Raw genomic sequence first — 13982 nt, forward strand, 5'->3', positions numbered from 1 at the left:
CGTCGCTACGCTCGAGGGTCTCACGAACGCCGACGGTGCCGGTTCGGCCGTGGAACCGTCAGTCCATCGCGATGTAGGTCTGGGTGTCCTCGACGCCGTTGATCCCCTGGATCTCCGTCGCCGCGATCTTCTTGACCGCGGCGGGAGTGTCGACGGTCGCCTTCGCGATGATGTCGACGTCGCCCGCGACGATATGGGCCGTCTCGACGCCGTCGATCGACTCCACGCTGTTTTTCAGCCGGTCCGCCTCGCCCGTGTTCGCCTTGATCATGACGTACGCTGTGACCATCAGTTGACACCTCCCGTGCCCGCGTTCGCCGCCGCGCGAGTCGCCGATTCGCCGACGATCAGCTGTCTGACCTCGCTCAACACCTCGTAATCCGCCAGCACGACGATCCGATCGCCGGTCTCGAGGGACTCGTCCTCGGAGGGGATGCCGAGTGGATCATCGCGCTTGCCGAAGGCGACGACGGTCGCGTCGGCCGGTAGCTCGAACTCGCTGATCGAGTAACCGTTGATCGGAGCCTCCTCCGTGAAGGTGAGTTCGACGATCTGGAGGCTCGGCGCGATGTCGGCGATCGCCCGGATCGTCCCGCCCAGCAGGGCGTTTTTCGCGCCGATCGCGCCCAGCCGTTCGGGGTAGATGATCTCGTCGACCTCCTCGGCGTACTTGCGGTAGATCCCCTCGCGGTAGGCCTCGTCGATGCGCATGACCGTCCGACAGCCGTGGTGTTTGGCGATCATACAGGCCGTGAAGTTGACGTTCATGTCGCCTGTCAGCGCGCCCACGGCGTCGGCGTCGCCGACGCCGGCGTCCTCGAGGATCGTCTCGCGGGAGCCGTCGCCCTCGACGGCGGGAAACTCCTGGTTTCGGGCGCGTCGTACCTTCGTCTCGTCGCGTTCGATGACGGTCACCTCGTGTCCCTCCTCGCGCAAGACACGCGCTGTGCGCAGGCCGACTCGTCCGGCACCGATGATCACGAACCGCATGAACGGAGGGTACGCCCGCCCCCGCCAATAAGTTTGCCCTGGTGACTCATACCATTCGGCTCTCCGCCGACAAAAGGCTTTAGTCATGTCACGGTGTACCACACCAGCGAGATGGTTCACGCCTTCATCATGGTGAAGACGGCCGCCGGAAAGTCCGAGGGGCTGCTCGAGTCGATCAGGGAGCTCGGCTCGGTCGCCGAGGCCCACATCGTCGCGGGCAACTACGACATCATCGTCGAGGTCGAAACGGAGGAGGTCTACGAGATTCTCAAGGCCGTCTCGTCGGACGTACAGGGGCTGGAGGGCGTGACCGATACCAAGACCTACATCGCGATGGACTGATCGCCGCTTCGCGAGGCCGTTCCGTTCGCTCGCGCTGTTTCGTTTGCTCCCGCAGCTTCGAGCCTGCGTGTTGTGGCCGCGAACCTTTCGGACAGCGAGTGGGACGCCTGGCCATGACAGACGATCGTCCCGACTTCCTCGAGGACGCACCCGACGTCGAGTGGCCGGAGGAGGGGGATTCCGACGGCCCCGACGACCTCGGTCCCGCCTCCGAGGACGACGTCGAACTGATCGGGATGGCGAGTACGGGGACCCCGGTGTTACACGGCGCCGAGTCGAGCATGCTCTACCACGGCGAGGTCACCGAGGACGGCCGCGTCACGCCCCGGTTCGACGACGAGGGCGACGTCGATCTGGGCGACGATGACGACGGCTCGCTGTCGGACGCGATCGCCGAGATCGGCGAGCGGCTCGGCTGGGACTCGCTGACCGAGTACGGCCGCGACCACTGGGACGGGTCGGAGTCGCCGAAGGAGTGAGGATCTCCCTCGCGGGACGGCTCAGCGGTCGAGTCCCCGCAGCTCCTCGCGCTCGGCAAACGCCTCGAGCCACGCCCGCTGGTCGTCGAGTCGCGGCGTCGGCTCCTCGTAGACCGGCTCGAAGACCGCTTCGGGGTCGGGCTCGGGCGCCGACTCGGCGATCTCGACCGCCTCCTCGAGCTCCGCCTCGGCTTCCGCCTCGACGTCCTCGACGAACGCGTCGTCGAGGACGCCCTCCTCGCGGAGGTAGTCCTCGTAGCGCTCGAGGGGGTCGGCTGTGCGCCAGTCGGGGAGGTCGTCGGGCTCGTCGCGGTACCGCGAGGGGTCGTCGCTGGTCGTGTGGGCCCCCTGTCGGTAGGTCAGGCTCTCGACGAGGACGGGATGGCCCTCGCGGGCCCGGTCGAGGGCGGCCGCGACGAGCTCGCGCACGGCGAGGGGGTCGTTGCCGTCGACCCGAACGCCTTCGAAGCCGTAGGCCTCGGCCTTCCGCGCGATGGTGTCGCTCGCGGTCTGGCGCTCTCGGGGCGTCGAGATCGCCCACCCGTTGTTCTCACAGAAGAAGACGACGGGTGCCTCGAAGACGCCCGCGAAGTTCAGCCCCTCGTGGAAGTCCCCCTCCGAGGTCGCCCCGTCACCGAGATAACAGCAGATCGCCCGGTCGTCGCCCGCGTAGTTGGCGGCCATCCCCAGCCCGGCGGCGTGGGGGATCTGGGTCGCGATCGGCACCGCCTGCGGGAAGACGTTCAGCTCGTGGCCGGAGGCGTACTCGGGGTACCCCCGACGGAACAGCAGGATGTCGCTCATCGGAACCCCGTGGGCGAGTTGCATCGCGTTCGAGCGGTAGGTCGGCACGAACCAGTCCTCGTTCGCGAGGGCGTGGGCGGCGCCGACCTGGGAGCCCTCCTGGCCCCTGTAGGGTGGGTAGCCGCTCATCCAGCCACGGCGCTGCAGGGCCAGCGCCCGCTCGTCGAACCGACGCGCTCGCACCATGTCGCGGTAGATCTCCAGGGCCTCCTCGACGGAAACGCGACTCTCCTCGAGGACGGTGTCGCCGATCACGCGGTGCATGCGAGTTTCCTCGAAGCAGACCCTGAAAGCAATTGTGGTGAGTGGCGACGCGGCGGGATCGGCCGCGGGCCAGGACTGGGTGGCGGCGACCGCGAACGGTCACCCCTTCCGGTGAGCGTCGAGCCGGCTCTCGAGGACGTCCTCGACGCGCTCGAGGACGACCTCCGGCGGCTGGGTAGCGTCGATCCGAACGAACCGGTTGGGATAGCGCTCGATCAGGCGCTCGTAGTTGTCTCTGACCTTCGAGAGATATTCGACGCGCTCGAACTTGTTGGTCGCTCCCGCCCGCGCCGCGGCCGTCTCCGGATCGACATCGAGGTAGATCGTCAGATCGGGCTCGATCGAAAACGCGGTGTGGATCCCGACGACGTACTCCAGCGGACGGGTGATTCGGCCGTCCTCGGCCAGCGTCGCCCCCTGGTAGGCGTACCGGGAGTCCGAGTAACGATCCGAGATCACCAGCTCGCCGCGCTCGAGGGCGGGCTCGATCACCCGCGTGAGGTGGTCGGCGTGGTCGGCGGTGTACAGGAACAGCTCCGCGAGGGGGTCGGCGTCCTCGTCTTGAATCGATCGGTAGACCGCCTCGCCGTACCACGATCCCGTCTCGCCGGAGGTCGGTTCGGTCGTAAACGTCGCGTCGGGGTAGACGTCCCGCAGGGCCTCCCAGACCGTCGTCTTCCCGCTCCCGTCCAGTCCCTCGAGGGTCACGAGCATACCCGCACGTCGCTCGGGCGAATACAAGACGCCATCGGCATCGTTCCGACGACCCTACCAATGTCGCCGTCCATTATTTGTCCGTCGAGAGACCTAGTACAGCTATGAACGTTCTCGTCGCCGGCGGCACGGGCTTCATCGGAACGCACCTCTGTACGGAACTCCACGAGCGAGGCCACGACGTGACTGCGCTCTCACGGAACCCCGACGACGCCGACCTCCCGTCGGGGATCGACCTGGCGATGGGCGACGCCAGCGCCTACGACTCGATCGTCGAGGACGTCGACGGCCACGACGTCGTCGTCAACCTCGTCTCGCTGTCGCCGCTGTACGAACCCCCCGAGGGAACCAGCCACCACGAGGTTCACCTCGGCGGGACCGAGAACCTCGTCCGGGCCTGCGAGGAACGCGGCGTCGACCGGTTCGTCCAGATGAGCGCGCTCGGGGCCGATTCCGACGGCACGACCGACTACATCCGCGCGAAAGGCGACTCCGAGACGGCCGTCCGGGAGTCCGACCTCGACTGGACGATCGTTCGCCCCTCCGTCGTCTTCGGGGAGGGTGGCGAGTTCGTCGAGTTCACGAAGGAGCTGACGACGCCGTACGTGACGGGGCTCCCCGGGGGCGGGAAGACCCGGTTCCAGCCGATCTGGGTCGGCGACCTCGTTCCGATGCTGGCCGATATCGTCGAGGACGACGCCCACGTCGGCGAAACCTACGAGTTCGCGGGACCGCAGGTCGCGACGCTGGCCGACGTCACCGAGCTGGCTTACGAGGCCGAGGGGAAGTCGGTCACCATCGTTCCGATCCCGATGGAGCTGACGAAGCTCGGGCTGACGGCCGCCAAACCGGTCCCGTTCATCCCGTTCGGTCCCGACCAGGCCCGGTCGCTCGAGATGGACAACACCCTCGCGGACAACGACGTCACCGCCTTCGGCTTCGATCGCGAGGAGTTGACGACGCTCCGGACGTACCTCGAACTCGAGGTCGAGGCGCCGGCGGCGGACTGAGCGCTCGGGGAAGCACGGGTTAGCGGGAAATATAGACGATTCTGAAATTCATCTTTGACACAAAACTTATGCCCGCGATCGCACTCGTTGGGAGCGAACGGAGCTCCCTGATATCAAATGAAACTGGCGATGATCGGATTCGGGCAGGCTGGCGGCAAGATCGTCGATCGCTTCCTGGAGTACGACGATCGGACCGGCAGCGGGATCGTCCGGGCCGCGGTCGCGGTCAACTCCGCGAAGACCGACCTGATGGGCCTCGAGCGGATCCCCGAGGAGAACCGCGTCCTCATCGGACAGGCCGAGGTCAACGGCCACGGCGTGGGCGCCGACAACGAGCTCGGCGCGGAGATCGCCGAGAACAACGTCGACGAGATCCAACACGCGATCGACTCGATCCCGACCCACGAGGTCGACGCCTTCCTGATCGTCGCCGGGATGGGCGGAGGAACCGGCTCCGGCGGCGCGCCGGTGCTAGCCGACCACCTCAAGCGGATCTACACGATCCCGGTCTACGGGCTCGGCGTGTTGCCCGGCGCCGACGAGGGCGGGATCTACACGCTCAACGCTGCCCGCTCGTTCCAGACGTTCGTCCGCGAGACGGACAACCTGCTGGTTTTCGACAACGACTCCTGGCGCCAGACCGGCGAGTCCGTCGAGGGGAGCTACGAACAGATCAACGGCGAGATCGTCCGTCGCTTCGGCATCCTCTTCGGCGCCGGCGAGGTCCGCAAGGGCCAGGAGGTCGCGGAAAGCGTCGTCGACTCCTCGGAGATCATCAACACCCTCGCCGGCGGGGGCGTCTCCACGATCGGCTTTGCCAGCGAGGACGTCGATGTCGACGCCGGCGGCGGCCTCCTCTCGCGGTTCACCGGGGGCGACCCCGGCGACGAGCTCGACACCGCCGAGACGACCAACCGCATCACGAGCCTCGTCCGCAAGGCGACCCTCGGGCGGCTCACCCTCCCCTGCGAGGTCGAGGGCACCGAGCGGGCGCTACTGGTACTGGCCGGTCCCTCGGCCTACCTCAACCGCAAGGGGATCGAGCGGGGCCGAACCTGGCTCGAAGACGAGACCGGGAGCATGGAGGTCCGGGGTGGGGACTACCCGCGCCGGGAGAGTGAGGTCGCCGCGGCCGTGCTCCTCTCGGGCGTGACGAACGTCCCGCGGATCAAGCGCCTCCAGGAGGTCGCGATCGAGGCCCAGGACCGGATCGACGACATCGAGGCCGAACGCGAGCAGAACCTCGAGGACCTCGTCGAGGACGAGGAAGACGAGCTCGAGCCGCTGTTTTGAGCTCCGACGCGTTTTTGGGCGCGTGCCGGCAACGGTAGCCGAATGCGCGTCCTCGTTCCGTTCGCTGCCGACGAGCCGAAAACGCGCCTCGAGGGCGTCCTCTCGCCCGCCGAGCGGACGGCGTTCGCACGGGCGATGTTGTGCGACGTCGTGGCCGCGACCGACGCCGCGGGCGGCGAGCCGACGGTTCTCTCGACGGCACCGCTGGAGTTCGAGCTCCCGCGGGCGACCGTCGTCGTCGACGACCGCCCGCTCACTCCGGCCGTCGACGCCCGGCTGCCGACCGCCCCGGGCGACGAGCCCGTCGCCGTCGTGATGGCCGATCTCGCGCTGGCGACACCCGACGTCCTCGCGGAGCTGTTCGACACCGCGGGAGACGTCGCGATCGCCCCCGGTCGCGGCGCAGGGACCAACGCCCTCGTCGTGCGCCACTCCGAGTTTCGCGTCGACTACCACGGCGGTTCCTTCCTCGATCACCGCGAGATCGCCGCCGAGATCGGGGCCGAGCTCGCGGTCGTCGACTCCTTCCGGCTGGCCACAGACATCGACGAGCCGGCCGACCTCGTCGAGGTGCTGGTCCACGGCACCGACCGCGCGCCCGCCACCCTCCGGGAGCTGGGGTTCGAGCTCGACGCCGACGACGGACGGGTCGGCGTCGCCCGGGTCGGGAACGCGTCCTCGGGCTGAGTTCGGACGCTGCGGTACGCGCCACCGTGAGGCCGAGGCAACGTGAAGTCCTTATGTACTCGGGCCGGACAGTTCCGGGTGATGATCCCCGGCGCGAACGAGTACGGCGTCGCCCTCGAGATCGACGAGACGGCCGTCGAGCGACTGCTCGCGGTTACCCCCGAGGACGTCGCCGCGCCGCCGGAACTGCGCTTCGCGCGGAACGTCTTCGTCCCGCTGACGACGGCCTGCCGGTATACCTGCACCTACTGTACGTACTTCGACCCGCCGGGGGAAGCCTCGCTGCTTACCCTCGAGGAGGTCCGTGAGATCTGCCGGCGGGGCGCCGACGCCGGCTGCACGGAGGCGCTGTTTACGTTCGGCGATGATCCCGACGACCGCTACACCGAGATCCACGCCCGGCTCGACGAGTGGGGGTACGACTCGATCCACGACTACCTGCGGGCGGCCTGCGAGGTTGCCCTCGAGGAGGGGCTGCTTCCCCACGCCAACCCCGGCGATCAGACCCGCGAGCAGATGGAGACGGTGGCGGATGTCAACGCCAGCATGGGCGTGATGCTCGAGACGACCGCCGAGGTCGACGCCCACGCGGGTCCCAGGCAGAAGGAACCGGGCCAGCGGCTGCGGACGATCGCGAACGCCGGAGAGCTCGATATCGCCTTTACTACGGGGATCCTGGTCGGCGTCGGCGAGGACTGGCGCGATCGGGCGCGGAGCCTGCTCGCGATCCGCGAGCTCCACGAGCGCTACGACCACGTCCAGGAGGTGATCGTGCAACCGGTCGTCGAGAACGAGCGCTGGTCCGACGGGAGCCCGGACCTCGAGACGATGCGCCGAGTGACGGCGATGGCCCGCGTCGCCCTGCCCGATGTGATCTCGGTGCAGGTCCCACCCAATCTCGCCCCGGCCCGCGAGCTGATCGACTGCGGCGTCGATGACCTGGGCGGGGTCTCGCCGATCACCGACGACCACATCAACCCCGATTACAAGTGGCCCGCGCTGCGGGAGCTCAAGGAGATCGCCGACGCCGCGGACGTCCCGCTTCGCGAGCGGCTGCCGGTGTACGAGCGGTTCCTGCCCGACGACCTGCGCACGGCGGCGTTCGACGGCGTTCCGGCGGACGGAGCCGACGCCGGAACGGCCGACCGCGAATGGATCTCGCCGCGGATACGGGACGCCCTCGAGGCCGAGGACGCATCCGGCGAACGGTACCGACGCGTACTCCGGGGCGCCGCACCCGAGTGACGACGCGGGAGTCCGGCGACGCCTTCTCGATTCCGGGACCGCCAGCGACGGGAACCACCCCACGGCGTTCCCGTGGCCGTTGCAACGCGATCCGTTTTCCCCGTTCGTCCCGAACGCGGACTCATGGGGGGCGCCGACGCCGACGAAACGCTGGAGTCGTACGGTACGACCGTCGACAAGCGGGAGCGGCCCCTGTACGCGATCCTCGACTGGATACTCCTCAGAGGGGATCGGCTCTTCATCGCCGTTGCGCTCACCCTCGTCGCGTTTCTGCTCCTGCTGACGGGACGCGTCCTCGGCGTCGTCTCGTTCGTCAGTGACGACTCGCTCACGCGACTCGTCGACGGGATGATCGCGGGAACGATCTCCGTTACCACGCTCGTCGTCACCGTCAACCAGCTGATCCTCTCGCGGCAGTTTCAATCGACCGGCGAGTTCCGAGACAGGGTCACGGGCGTCATGGAGTTCCGCGAGGACGTCGAGGCCAGCACGGGCGTTGCGGCGGCGCCGGCGGCGCCGAGCGGACAGTTCGCGCTGCTCGTCGACGAGATCGAGGCGCGGGCGAACCGCCTCGGGGAGACGGTCGCCGACGCTCCCGACGGAGCGGCCCGAGAGCGAGTCGAGGCGTTCGTCGCGAGCGTCCGGGCGGACACCGATCGGGCCAGCGAGACGCTCGATCGAGCGCGGTTCGAGTCGCCGACCGTCCTCACCGCGGCGATAGCCTACGACGACGCCTGGCAGACCTACGCCGCGGGATTCCTGCGCGACCGACACGACGACGAGCTGTCCGCGGACGCCCGCGAAGCGCTCGACGAGCTGGTCGACGCGATCGAACTGTTCGCCACCGCTCGCGAACACTTCAAGACGACCTACCTCCAGCGAGAGCTGACTCGGCTCTCGCAGCTGACGATCCTGTTCGGGATCCCGGCGGTAGTGGCGGCGCTGCTCCTGGGACTGCTGTACGGCGGGATCGGCGGCCCGACGATCAGCCACACGTACGCGCCGTTCGTCGCGAGCGGGCTAATCGCGATCGTCTTCTCACCAGTCGCCCTGCTGTCGGCGTACGTTCTCCGGGCCGCGGCGATCGCATACCGAACCACCTCGATCGGGCCGATGCTCCCACAGAAGGGTCCCGACGAGGGCCCGTTCGAGGTCGACCACGAGACGGACCTCGACGAGCGGGCGGACTGAGAGGTATATGTTGACTCGGCACGTACCACTCGTATGCACAGCGAAACCATCGCGTTCGGCGGCCCACTGGCCGGACTCGTCGTCGGCGCTGCGATCCTCGTCGGAAGCCTCTTCCTGAGCGGGCTGTCGGTCGTCTCGGTTATCGGCGGCGCGATCGGCCTGCTGGCCATCGCCGTCCTCGCGCTCGCGGTCGCCCGTTCACCGGCGGACGCCACGGTCGAACTCGAGGAGCGCGAGGACGAGGAGTCGCGGCTCGCTCGGGGCGCGAAGTAGCTCAGACGATCCGGTACCGGTCCTCGGCGATCCGTTCGAGGGTCGCCGCCTCGCGGAGACTCACGACCTGCCCGGTCGGGGTCGGCTCGATTACGGCGTCGGCCGCGACGTCCGCGAGCGTCCCCAGGAGCTGTGCTTTCGGTGGCCCCTGGGTCGCGCCACAGTCGTAGATCGTGAGCAGCCCGCGATCGCTCCTCTCACGCTCGTAGACGACGAGGTGGGCGTGGTTCGGGAGCCGCCAGGCACCGTCGTTGGTCGGAACGAGGTGGTTCACGGCCGTCCGAACGATCGGCGGGCGGAAAAAGCTACGCGGCACTCGCCGACCGGAGTCTCGTCCTCGGGTGACGCCGCCGACCGACTCAGTCGTCGGCCGGAGCCGTCCGTTCCGCCTCGGCGAGCAGCGGCGTCCCGTCGGCCTTCGGCCCCAGTTCGGGGCCGAACGGCGCGTCCTCGGGGTCGATCACGCGGCGACGTTCGTAGTCGGTCGAGCGCTCGACCGGAGTTCGGCCGACCGAGGAGATCAGGTCGACGTAGTCCGCGAACGAACGGAACTCGCCGTACTCGCCGCCCGCGCGCTTGGTGATCTCCTCCGAAAGGATCGTCCCCATGAAGTCGTCGGCGCCACAGGAGAGCATCTTCAGCCCCTGCTGGTCGCCGTACTTGACCCACGAGGACTGGATGTGATCGACGTTGTCGAGGAACAGTCGCGAGACGGCGATCAGGAGTTCGTCCTCGTCGTCGCTGGGGCCGCTGGAGACGACGTCGTGCTCGAAAAGCGGCGTGTTCTGGTGGACAAAGGAGAGGGGAACGAACTCCGTGATCGCGCCGTCGACCCGTTCCTGGAGCTCCCGTACCCGCTGCAGGTGCATCGCGCGGTGGGCCTCGTTCTCGACGTGGCCGTACATGATCGTCGCGGTGAGCCCGAGCCCGACGTCCGCGGCGGCCTCCATCGCCTCGAGCCACCCCTCCGTGCCGATCTTGCCCGGACAGATGACCTCACGGACCTCGTCGACGAGGATCTCGGCGGCCGTGCCGGGGACCGTGTCCAGTCCTGCCTCCTTGAGCCGTCGGTAGACCTCCTCGTAGGACCAGTCGGTACCCCGCCGGGCGTGGTAGGCCTCCTCGGGAGTCATCGAGTGGACGTGAACCCCGTCGACGCTCATCGCTTCGAGCTGTTCAGCGTAGGTGCCGGGATCGGTCGCGTACCGCTCGGGCGGTTTGAAGTTGACCGCCTTCGGGTCGGGGTGGTCCCGGAGGATCTCGAGGTGTTCGTCGTCGAGCGCGAACGCGGGGTGGAGCCCCGACACCGAGGTAACCTCGTAGATCCCCCGTTCGACGGCGTCGGCGACGATCTCGCGGGACTCCGCGGGCGTCTTGGTAAAGCCCTGGGTCTCGACGTCGGCGTCGTTCTCGAACGTGTGAGCCGCGTCTTTGAAATTACAGAACAGACAGCCGACGTTGCAGGCGGTGGTGACGTTGTTGTTCAGGTTCGCGACGAAGGTGACCTCCTCGCCGACGTCCTCGGCCCGACGGCGGTCGGCGGCCTCCAGCACCTGCTCCTTGCGCCGGCGATCGATCCCCTCACTCCCCGTCCCAGTCGTCAGCAGTTCGATCGCGTCCTCGACCGCGAGTCGGTCGCCGTCGCGGGCCTTCGCGAGCGCGTTCTCGAAGGACTGGTCGGTCTCGGGAACGTGATCGAACGTGAGGTCGTCTTCGGTCACCGGTCGCTCCATCGGCGTATCGATGCCCGTACAGCGAGAAAAGGATGGTGATCGCCGGGAGCGAACGCGCCGAGCGAACCGCCGGGGGTCCCGACGGCGGGTGCCGACCGTCCGGGAACCGGCCGGATACTGAAACCTTCTTACCGTCCGGCCTCCGCAACTGATATATGAACTGCGGCCGCCCGGCTGCCCAGAGGTGTCTCGGATGACGAGCGTCAAGGAGTTTCACGTCCAGGAGGAGGCAACCGCCGACAGCCTCGGAAAGGGCTCGTTCGTCTTTACCGACGACTACTCGGTGTTCGACTGGGGGAAGATGCCCGACCAGATCCCCGACAAGGGCGCCAGCCTCTGTACGATGGGCGCGTTCAACTTCGAGCTGCTCGAGGACGCGGGGATCCCGACCCACTACCGCGGCGTCGTCGAGAACGGCGAGGTGTGCTCGCTCTCGGAAGCGTCCCGCCCGCCCTGGCAGATGGCGATCGATCTGACCCAGGTGCCGGACCTGCCCAACGAGGGCCGGGAGTACGACTACGACAGCTACCACGAGGACGCGGGCGAGAACTATCTGGTTCCCCTCGAGATCGTCTTCCGGAACCGCGTTCCGATCGGCTCGAGTCTGCGCCGTCGCACCGAGCCCGCCGACCACGGGCTCGAGTTCGAGCAGTGGCCAGACGAGCCCGTCGACCTCCCGGAGCCGATCGTCGAGTTCACGACGAAGTACGAGGAAACTGACCGCCAGCTCGACCGCCAGGAGGCCGACGCGATCGCCGGGAAGGCCGATCTCGAGACGCTCGAGGAGCTCGCCCTCGAGGTCAACGAGGTCATCACCGAGCAGGCCGCCGAGACCGAGCTGGTCCACCAGGACGGGAAGATCGAGTGTCTCTACTACGAGGGTGACGTCGGCGTCGCCGACGTCGTCGGCACGTTCGACGAGAACCGCTTCAGCTACGGGGAGACCCAGCTTTCGAAGGAGGTGCTTCGCCAGTACCACAAGCGGACCCAGCCAGAGTGGGTCCAGGCCGTCGAGGCCGCAAAGGCCGAGGCGAAACAGGAGGACGTCGCCGACTGGAAGGCACTCTGTGACATCGAGCCGAACCCCCTCGACGACCGGGTTCTAAAGACCGCCCGGAACATGTACTGTGCCGGCACCAACACCTACACCGGGATGGACGTCTTCGACGCACCGCCGCTGTCGAGCGCGATCGGCTCCGTGCAGGGGCTGTAGTCGGCTGCTTTTTCCGTCTCGTCTCTCACCCGAACGCCAGGAGACTCGCTGTCCGGCCAACGGCCCAGAGCGCGGCGACTGCGACCAGCACCGGCACGACCACGTTCGAGCGCCAGCCACTGGCGGTCGAGTCGCGTCCTCGGGTCAGATTGGTTCCGATCCAGACGAGGTATCCGCCGCCCACCGCGAGGACGGTGCCGATCGGGGCGCCCACGCCGAACGCGAGGGCCACCTGACACGCGCCGATAACCGCCAGGCCGATCCCAACGACGCGGTCCCGATCGACGTCTCGAAGCGATCGCTCGCCGCCCGCGAACCGGAACGGGTCGGTTCGACTCATACGAAATACTATCGCTGAGATGACATAACCGTTCCGCCGTGCTCTCGGGCCACGGGTCGCGCTTTCGACGTCCGAGGACGTCCGACGATCAGTCCGCCGCCGGGGCGGTCCGTCCGCGCTCGGCGATCGGTTCCGCCAGCCGGTCCGCGGCCCGGCGGGCGCCGGCGACGTTGCCCGCGAACGGGCCGACGGTGCCCGCCGCCAGCGCGCCGGTGACGAACACCGGTGAGCGACTCCCGTCCTCGCGGCGCCACGCCAGCGTCCCGTCGTCGAGGACGGGCATCCCTCGATGACCGCGCTCGAGGTCGAGCGTTGTGGCGACGCGGTCGACGAACGGGTGGTCGAACACCGGGTCGAACCCGGTCGCGAGGACGATCCGGTTGGCCGAACAGCAGCCCCCGTCGGCGAGCAGGAGCCGGACCTCGCCGTCGACCGCGCGGGCTGACGCGACGTCGCCGACTCGGGTCCGTAGCTCGCCCGCGTCGACGGCGTCCTCGAGGCGGTCGAGCAGGGTCGGGGGGACGGTGGCGTCATTGCGCGCCTCGCGGACGACCTCGAGGCGACGCCGGGAGCCCGGCGGATGGCGGTGGAGCTCGCGCTCGATGTGCGACCAGTTGATCCACTGCGGGTCGGCCTCGATGGCCGCGTCCTCGAGTTCGCGTCGCGAGAGCAACGTTACGGGCTCGCGATCGGCGAGACAGGTCGCCAGCTGGGCTGCGGTGACCCCGCCGCCGACGACGATCGTTCCCTCGGTTCGGCGATCGGGGTCGAACCCGTCCCAGACGTGGGTGAGCCGATCGACTCCCGTCGCCCAGTCGGGAGTCCGGTACCGTCCCCCGTGACCGATCGCCAGCACGCAGCTTCGGGTCCGGATCGGGCCCGCGTCGGTCTCGAGGACGAGCCCGTCGCCGTCCTCGGCGATCGTGTCGACGGTCGCCCGTCGGTGCAGCGATCGGAGCTCTTTGCGCTCGATAACGCGGTCGGCGTAGTCCAGAAACAGCGACAGCGACGGCCGACGGGGGTACCCCGGCGTCGGCAGAAGTTCCTCCTCGCGGCCGCGGGCCTCGGCGAAGTTCTCGAGGCCGAACGGTTCGGTGCCGACGTGGTGGACGAACGTCGAGCGCATCGCGTCCATCTCGCAGGCCCGGGCCTTCCGCCGGAACGAGGCCAGCAGCCGCTCGTTGGGGTCGACGATCCGGACGTCCTCGCGCTCGAGAGCGACGTCCTCGAGCAGCCGCTGTGCGAGGTTGGTGCCGTGGATCCCGCCGCCGACGATGACACACTCGTACACGGATCCCGGTACGCGCTATTATTACTTTAGACATTCGACTTAACAACCATTGGGTGGGTAGTCGAGAGAGGATAATATCTCAACCGACCCCGTGCCGGCATGAGGGTTTTCGT

At 68.2% G+C, this 13982-nt stretch carries 17 protein-coding genes; 9 read left to right on the plus strand and 8 right to left on the minus strand.

What is annotated here, in order from left to right; genetic code table 11:
* Positions 1-58: 58 nt before the first annotated feature.
* The gene (locus tag NATOC_RS02160) at positions 59-289 is read right to left on the minus strand and encodes an Lrp/AsnC family transcriptional regulator (protein ID WP_015319773.1); all 231 of its coding nucleotides are present in this window, start codon (positions 287-289) and stop codon (positions 59-61) included.
* Positions 289-990: a potassium channel family protein gene (locus tag NATOC_RS02165; RefSeq protein ID WP_015319774.1), complete on the minus strand. Its 702-nt coding sequence runs from the start codon at positions 988-990 to the stop codon at positions 289-291. The genes NATOC_RS02160 and NATOC_RS02165 overlap by 1 nt, the downstream gene beginning before the upstream one ends.
* A 111-nt stretch (positions 991-1101) precedes the next feature.
* On the opposite strand from NATOC_RS02165, the gene NATOC_RS02170 reads away from it, so the two are divergent.
* Complete coding sequence (locus tag NATOC_RS02170) at positions 1102-1332, plus strand: Lrp/AsnC family transcriptional regulator (RefSeq protein ID WP_015319775.1); 231 nt, start codon at positions 1102-1104, stop codon at positions 1330-1332.
* A 113-nt stretch (positions 1333-1445) separates the two neighbouring features.
* Positions 1446-1811 carry a hypothetical protein gene (locus NATOC_RS02175; RefSeq protein ID WP_015319776.1) on the plus strand — a complete coding sequence of 122 codons (366 nt, stop codon included), beginning with the start codon at positions 1446-1448 and terminating at the stop codon, positions 1809-1811.
* A 21-nt stretch (positions 1812-1832) separates the two neighbouring features.
* Here the strand turns inward: NATOC_RS02175 and pdhA are convergent, their stop codons facing one another.
* Together pdhA and tmk are read right to left on the minus strand one after the other, a co-directional pair.
* Positions 1833-2879: a pyruvate dehydrogenase (acetyl-transferring) E1 component subunit alpha gene (gene pdhA, locus NATOC_RS02180; RefSeq protein ID WP_015319777.1), complete on the minus strand. Its 1047-nt coding sequence runs from the start codon at positions 2877-2879 to the stop codon at positions 1833-1835.
* A gap of 99 nt (positions 2880-2978) precedes the next feature.
* Positions 2979-3593: a dTMP kinase gene (gene tmk, locus NATOC_RS02185; RefSeq protein WP_015319778.1), complete on the minus strand. Its 615-nt coding sequence runs from the start codon at positions 3591-3593 to the stop codon at positions 2979-2981.
* Positions 3594-3697: 104 nt separating this feature from the next.
* Here tmk and NATOC_RS02190 point away from each other — a divergent pair, with 104 nt between their 5' ends.
* From NATOC_RS02190 to NATOC_RS02215, 6 genes are all read left to right on the plus strand, one after another.
* Entirely contained in the window at positions 3698-4603 is a 906-nt protein-coding gene (locus tag NATOC_RS02190; RefSeq protein WP_015319779.1) for a complex I NDUFA9 subunit family protein, read from the plus strand.
* Between the two features lie 117 nt (positions 4604-4720).
* Positions 4721-5896, plus strand: coding sequence for a tubulin/FtsZ family protein (locus NATOC_RS02195; RefSeq protein WP_015319780.1), 1176 nt, complete (start codon positions 4721-4723; stop codon positions 5894-5896).
* Between the two features lie 42 nt (positions 5897-5938).
* Positions 5939-6583 carry a 2-phospho-L-lactate guanylyltransferase gene (cofC, locus tag NATOC_RS02200; RefSeq protein ID WP_015319781.1) on the plus strand — a complete coding sequence of 215 codons (645 nt, stop codon included), beginning with the start codon at positions 5939-5941 and terminating at the stop codon, positions 6581-6583.
* A gap of 81 nt (positions 6584-6664) precedes the next feature.
* Positions 6665-7828 (plus strand): 7,8-didemethyl-8-hydroxy-5-deazariboflavin synthase subunit CofG, encoded by a 1164-nt coding sequence (gene cofG, locus NATOC_RS02205; RefSeq protein ID WP_015319782.1) that lies wholly within the window; start codon positions 6665-6667, stop codon positions 7826-7828.
* A 123-nt stretch (positions 7829-7951) separates the two neighbouring features.
* Positions 7952-9019, plus strand: a complete 1068-nt coding sequence (locus NATOC_RS02210) for a hypothetical protein (protein ID WP_015319783.1) — start codon at positions 7952-7954, stop codon at positions 9017-9019.
* A 33-nt stretch (positions 9020-9052) separates the two neighbouring features.
* The gene (locus NATOC_RS02215) at positions 9053-9292 is read left to right on the plus strand and encodes a hypothetical protein (RefSeq protein ID WP_015319784.1); all 240 of its coding nucleotides are present in this window, start codon (positions 9053-9055) and stop codon (positions 9290-9292) included.
* Position 9293: 1 nt separating this feature from the next.
* Here NATOC_RS02215 and NATOC_RS02220 read toward each other — a convergent pair whose 3' ends face one another.
* Positions 9294-9566, minus strand: a complete 273-nt coding sequence (locus NATOC_RS02220; protein WP_015319785.1) for a hypothetical protein — start codon at positions 9564-9566, stop codon at positions 9294-9296.
* 85 nt (positions 9567-9651) lie between these two features.
* Positions 9652-11025 (minus strand): 7,8-didemethyl-8-hydroxy-5-deazariboflavin synthase subunit CofH, encoded by a 1374-nt coding sequence (cofH, locus tag NATOC_RS02225; RefSeq protein WP_015319786.1) that lies wholly within the window; start codon positions 11023-11025, stop codon positions 9652-9654.
* Between the two features lie 193 nt (positions 11026-11218).
* On the opposite strand from cofH, the gene NATOC_RS02230 reads away from it, so the two are divergent.
* Positions 11219-12238: a phosphoribosylaminoimidazolesuccinocarboxamide synthase gene (locus tag NATOC_RS02230; protein ID WP_015319787.1), complete on the plus strand. Its 1020-nt coding sequence runs from the start codon at positions 11219-11221 to the stop codon at positions 12236-12238.
* Between the two features lie 25 nt (positions 12239-12263).
* Here NATOC_RS02230 and NATOC_RS02235 read toward each other — a convergent pair whose 3' ends face one another.
* A complete protein-coding gene (locus NATOC_RS02235; RefSeq protein WP_015319788.1) occupies positions 12264-12578 on the minus strand; it encodes a hypothetical protein in 315 nt (104 codons plus the stop codon).
* A gap of 88 nt (positions 12579-12666) precedes the next feature.
* Positions 12667-13869, minus strand: a complete 1203-nt coding sequence (locus tag NATOC_RS02240; protein WP_015319789.1) for an FAD/NAD(P)-binding protein — start codon at positions 13867-13869, stop codon at positions 12667-12669.
* Between the last annotated feature and the right edge of the window lie 113 nt (positions 13870-13982).

This window comes from Natronococcus occultus SP4 (assembly GCF_000328685.1).
GTDB lineage: Archaea > Halobacteriota > Halobacteria > Halobacteriales > Natrialbaceae > Natronococcus > Natronococcus occultus.

Bases quoted from the DNA above. Each gene is read 5' to 3' on its own strand.
- cofH (WP_015319786.1), bottom strand. From the start codon at position 11,025: ATGGAGCGACCGGTGACCGAAGACGACCTCACGTTCGATCACGTTCCC.
- NATOC_RS02195 (WP_015319780.1), top strand. From the start codon at position 4,721: ATGAAACTGGCGATGATCGGATTCGGGCAGGCTGGCGGCAAGATCGTC.
- NATOC_RS02230 (WP_015319787.1), top strand. From the start codon at position 11,219: ATGACGAGCGTCAAGGAGTTTCACGTCCAGGAGGAGGCAACCGCCGAC.
- NATOC_RS02235 (WP_015319788.1), bottom strand. From the start codon at position 12,578: ATGAGTCGAACCGACCCGTTCCGGTTCGCGGGCGGCGAGCGATCGCTT.
- NATOC_RS02215 (WP_015319784.1), top strand. From the start codon at position 9,053: ATGCACAGCGAAACCATCGCGTTCGGCGGCCCACTGGCCGGACTCGTC.
- tmk (WP_015319778.1), bottom strand. From the start codon at position 3,593: ATGCTCGTGACCCTCGAGGGACTGGACGGGAGCGGGAAGACGACGGTC.
- NATOC_RS02165 (WP_015319774.1), bottom strand. From the start codon at position 990: ATGCGGTTCGTGATCATCGGTGCCGGACGAGTCGGCCTGCGCACAGCG.
- NATOC_RS02210 (WP_015319783.1), top strand. From the start codon at position 7,952: ATGGGGGGCGCCGACGCCGACGAAACGCTGGAGTCGTACGGTACGACC.
- NATOC_RS02170 (WP_015319775.1), top strand. From the start codon at position 1,102: ATGGTTCACGCCTTCATCATGGTGAAGACGGCCGCCGGAAAGTCCGAG.
- cofC (WP_015319781.1), top strand. From the start codon at position 5,939: ATGCGCGTCCTCGTTCCGTTCGCTGCCGACGAGCCGAAAACGCGCCTC.
- cofG (WP_015319782.1), top strand. From the start codon at position 6,665: ATGATCCCCGGCGCGAACGAGTACGGCGTCGCCCTCGAGATCGACGAG.
- NATOC_RS02160 (WP_015319773.1), bottom strand. From the start codon at position 289: ATGGTCACAGCGTACGTCATGATCAAGGCGAACACGGGCGAGGCGGAC.
- NATOC_RS02190 (WP_015319779.1), top strand. From the start codon at position 3,698: ATGAACGTTCTCGTCGCCGGCGGCACGGGCTTCATCGGAACGCACCTC.
- pdhA (WP_015319777.1), bottom strand. From the start codon at position 2,879: ATGCACCGCGTGATCGGCGACACCGTCCTCGAGGAGAGTCGCGTTTCC.
- NATOC_RS02175 (WP_015319776.1), top strand. From the start codon at position 1,446: ATGACAGACGATCGTCCCGACTTCCTCGAGGACGCACCCGACGTCGAG.